This is a genomic window from uncultured Caballeronia sp., assembly GCF_964243625.1.
Taxonomy (GTDB): Bacteria; Pseudomonadota; Gammaproteobacteria; order Burkholderiales; family Burkholderiaceae; genus Caballeronia.
Map to the genome: position 1 here is coordinate 1 of NZ_CAXTGZ010000571.1, position 3,832 is coordinate 3,832.

At 57.7% G+C, this 3,832-nt stretch carries 1 protein-coding gene and 4 pseudogenes; 2 read left to right on the plus strand and 3 right to left on the minus strand.

Annotation, left to right across the window (positions count from 1 at the left end; translation table 11 throughout):
* Nucleotides 1–1,744, minus strand: a pseudogene (locus ACFFAR_RS27240) (DUF4158 domain-containing protein); the annotation flags it as partial.
* 385 nt (nucleotides 1,745–2,129) lie between these two features.
* Nucleotides 2,130–2,626, minus strand: a pseudogene (locus tag ACFFAR_RS27245) (IS481 family transposase); the annotation flags it as partial.
* 149 nt (nucleotides 2,627–2,775) lie between these two features.
* Between ACFFAR_RS27245 and ACFFAR_RS27250 the strand changes: the two are divergent.
* Nucleotides 2,776–3,361, plus strand: a pseudogene (locus ACFFAR_RS27250) (IS6 family transposase); the annotation flags it as partial.
* On the opposite strand, the pseudogene ACFFAR_RS27255 reads toward ACFFAR_RS27250, so the two are convergent.
* Nucleotides 3,348–3,476 (minus strand): annotated as a pseudogene (locus tag ACFFAR_RS27255) (IS6 family transposase); the annotation flags it as partial. The pseudogenes ACFFAR_RS27250 and ACFFAR_RS27255 overlap by 14 nt on opposite strands.
* Between ACFFAR_RS27255 and ACFFAR_RS27260 the strand changes: the two are divergent.
* On the plus strand, nucleotides 3,415–3,832 hold a 418-nt coding region (locus tag ACFFAR_RS27260; RefSeq protein ID WP_375508822.1), incomplete at its 3' end, for a hypothetical protein. The pseudogene ACFFAR_RS27255 and the gene ACFFAR_RS27260 overlap by 62 nt on opposite strands.

The following is a 3,832-nucleotide window of genomic DNA, read 5'->3' on the forward strand; positions in this document are numbered from 1 at the left end:
CAGCAGATTGCGCACAGGCATGCGCTTGACGACCGCCTTTTGCAGGGCCCCCGCGCTTTCCGGGATGACCGTCGCCGTGGTGCGACGGACAACAAACTCACTTGCCTTGTTGACCGTCACATGGTCGGACTTCTCGGGAAAACGCTCATCCAACTGGCGTGCGGCATCGGAGAGTCATTCGCGCAGCTGCGCCACAAAGCCGGCACTGCTGTCGGCAATGCCAAGCCTCTCGCTGTATCCCGGCAGGCGCTTCTCACATTCATGCCAGGGCAACAGGTAATCGCGATAGTCTGCAAAGGCATCCGAGTCGGCTACGCACAGTCTACGCTGCGCAGTTCCCTCGTCATGGCGGACAGTACGCACAGTTCCAGATAACGCCGGTTTGTCGTCGCACCCTTCTCGGGCGGGCGGAAAACCAGCTTGCGCCAGCGCTCGGAAGCAAAGCTGAGATCGACCTCGACGTTGATCCATTCGCGATGAAGCGATTCGTTCCTGAAAACGACCTCCATTGCCTGTAGCAAGAACTCGGACTGGGTGGTCGAGCTCCATGCCAGTGCATGCGCCAAACGTAGTGGTACTGATCGATGTGCCTTGAAATGCCTCCACAGCAGCGGCAGATAATTTCTGCCGCTGTAGGCCCGGACCTCGGCACAGCTTTCGCGCAATGGATCGAGGTCGCCCGACGGCGCCAGATATTGGCGAACACGCGCACCAAGGTCGGTGTCGTCGGTATAGTCGTCGAGAATATTGACGACGCCGTCAAGCGTATCGACCAGGCTTTCCATCTGTTCGCGCTGACGTGCCTGGATCTGGTCTAGCTCTTCCCTGGCCCGCTTGTGGATTGCGCTCATACGACGGATGAACGTCTCGGCCAGGTCGTCGCGGGCTCGCACGCGCATTTGATGCAGCAACGCGACAATGAGCGTATACCGCCGCTCCGGCAGGGTTTCCTTCAGATTCGCCGCGTCCAGAGTCATCGCCTGCGTCGAGAGGGAGCGCAGCTTTGTCGCGGAACCACTTCCAGCGCATGGTTGAAGTCGCCAAAACCATCGAGCCAGGCAAGATGGTTGACGAGCAGGGAGATATGCTTTCGCGATGGGCGTAAGGCGTATCGCTTGATGGTGTTGTACGCGCTCTGGCGCTGGTTGAATTCGCGCTTGATCAGCCGGTCCAGTTGGGCCTTGTCCTCATCAGAGAGGCGACGCGAGACACGTCGGAACAGTGCTGTTTGAACTCGCGTGTGGATCTGCTCCACAATGGCATCGAGCGTCGAGAACGCGGGCAGTTCGACCTGCTGCTGGATCAGGCTGTCGATGGCTGCATTGATGATGCCCACCGGCTGATCCATCGTCTCGGCGGCCTCATGTGCCGCGCGTACCGCGATTTCGTTGGCATCGGAGCCGTAGTAGGACTGGATGCCGAGAAATTCGCGGATTGCCGCATAGTGACGAAACAAGGCGGGCGACCTTGCCCTGTTGTAGCCGAATGCGGCCTCGGCGCCTATATTCGCGCTCGCCCGGATGTGCTCGATGACAACGGGGGGAATGGCGTCAACGAAGGGAAAGTAGTGCATCTGCTGAAAGACCTTCAGCAGAACCAGCAGGCCCAGTCTCGAGGACTGGCCACGCGCGTTGCGGCGCACTCACTCAAGCTCTTCGACGTCCGGCGCATAGAACGCCTGCAGTTCCTCCGGTGAAAAACCCTTGGGCAACCTCGGATACGCGGTACGTTCGATGGTCGCCATGCCGGATTCCGGATCTCGAATGGGCTGGACAGTGTAGCGCAAAAAATCCGGCAAAGCCGTCACACTTGAGCACAGTCTGTGCGACCAGCTGGCCGCTATAATTTTCGGATTCAGAACGCAGCGAAGGGGACAGAAACATGGGCTAAGCCAGCCAGCAGAAAAAATCGTCGCGCGCCCGCAAGCTGGCCACGCGCGACCTGGAGGCATTGCGACGGGGAGCGGTTCAGTCAGGGATCCCCGACGCTATCGTTCTCGATCGAAATGACCTGCCGTCGGAGCAGAAAATCTCCTGGCCCCTCGCCCAACTGCTTCAGGATGAGGTATCCGATCATCCAACACTGGAGGAATATCAGAGCGCACTGACGGCGATAGTTGCGGCGTGGATCAGAAAGACAAATCGCGAGCAGCGATCGATTGCCACATATAAAAAGCGTTTGCGCACCTGCCCATCGGCCGTGCGTAGCTTTCGCGGATGCTTGACGTGCATATAGACGAAGCCGAGGTCGTATTCCTTGAAGCACCCTTGGCCCTTGAGGGGATCTGATATCGGTTTTAGTGGCCGTTGATTGAGACCTTCGGATTTGAGTACGCGGTAAACGCTGTCGCGGTTTATATGTGGCAGAAAATGGCGTAGCACGAAGGTCAGATCATTGAGTGGGAAACCCGTAGCGCGTCGCACCGTGCAGATGATGGTGCGTTCCTCGTCAGTAGCTCGCCACGGCAGGCGCTTAGGGCGGCTCAAGCGGTCCTGACAAGCCTGCTACGCACTGTCTCGTCGCTAATGCCGTAGCGCTTGGCAACAACGCCTGTGGGTTCCATAGATCGAGCGATTTCCGCTCGTACAACGGGAGTGGTCCGGGCTTGGGGGTGGATTTGCGTCATCACAGTACCTCATCATTCACAGTGGTAAAACGCCAGGCATATTTAGTAATAGCCCAGCGAACTCGAACCCAATGACGTTCCGAAACCAAACAGCCAACTCATTGCTTGGCATTGTCAGGTTAGCGGGCTAGGTTCCGTAGAATGACGTGATGAAGAAATCGAAATCGCTCTGCCACGGTCATCGTTTCCCGCCTCGGTCATCAGTTGCGCTGTGCGTTGGTATTTCCGCTTCCAGCTGAGTTTGCGTGACATCGAGGAATTGCTCTTCCAGCGCGGGGTCATCGTGACATACGAGACAATCCGGTGCTGGTGCGACAAGTTTGGTAAGGGCTTTGCGAGCGGGGTGAAAGCGTCGCGATGCAAGCCGGGTAGCATATGACACCTCGACGAGATGTTCGTCTCGCTTCGTGGCGAACCGAGCTGCTCCGGCGTGCGGTGGACGAGCATGGCGTCGAACTCGACATCCTGGTGCAAAAGCGGCGCGAGAAGGCCGCCGCCAAACGCTTCTTCAAGCGCGTGCTGCGCTCGAACCCGGTGCCCCGCAAGATCGTCACCGATCAGTTGCGCAGCTATCCGGCCGCAAAAGCCGAGATCCCGGAACTTGCGAAGGTGAAGCACGTTTTCATCAAAGCGGCAGCTCGATTGAACATCCGGGCAGAAAACAGCTACCAACCGACACGCGAGCGCGAGCGTGAGCGTCGCATGCGCGGCTTTCGCAGCCCGAAACGCACTCGACCAGATCGCGCAGGCTGAGCTTGTAGCGAAGGTACCAGCGCACACAGAGAACAATGATCTCGCGATCAAAATGCCGTCCATCGAACATTCCCTCCAAACCTTTGCGCTTGCTCATCACCGGCCACCAGATCGATTGGATCGCTACTTTAACCAACCCAATGAATCTATTTGCACCAGAACCAGATCCCGTACAACGTCAAGACGTTCGTGGCGACACACGTATGGTTTCCCGTGAAGGAACCCGGTTTTTCTTTGCGGGCGGCACTTTCGCTTGCGGCAACACCTTATCGCTCGTGTTTAAACATATGTTGTCGCATTATTTTATATGGCAACATATAATTTTTTTGCCGCTCGGCACCATCGCCCATCTGACCTACACTGAGGAATGTCATGCGCCATCACACGCTATTAGCCGTCGCCGTGTTCGCGGCTGTGTCCACGAGTGCGTTCGCCGACGACGCCTCGCCCACG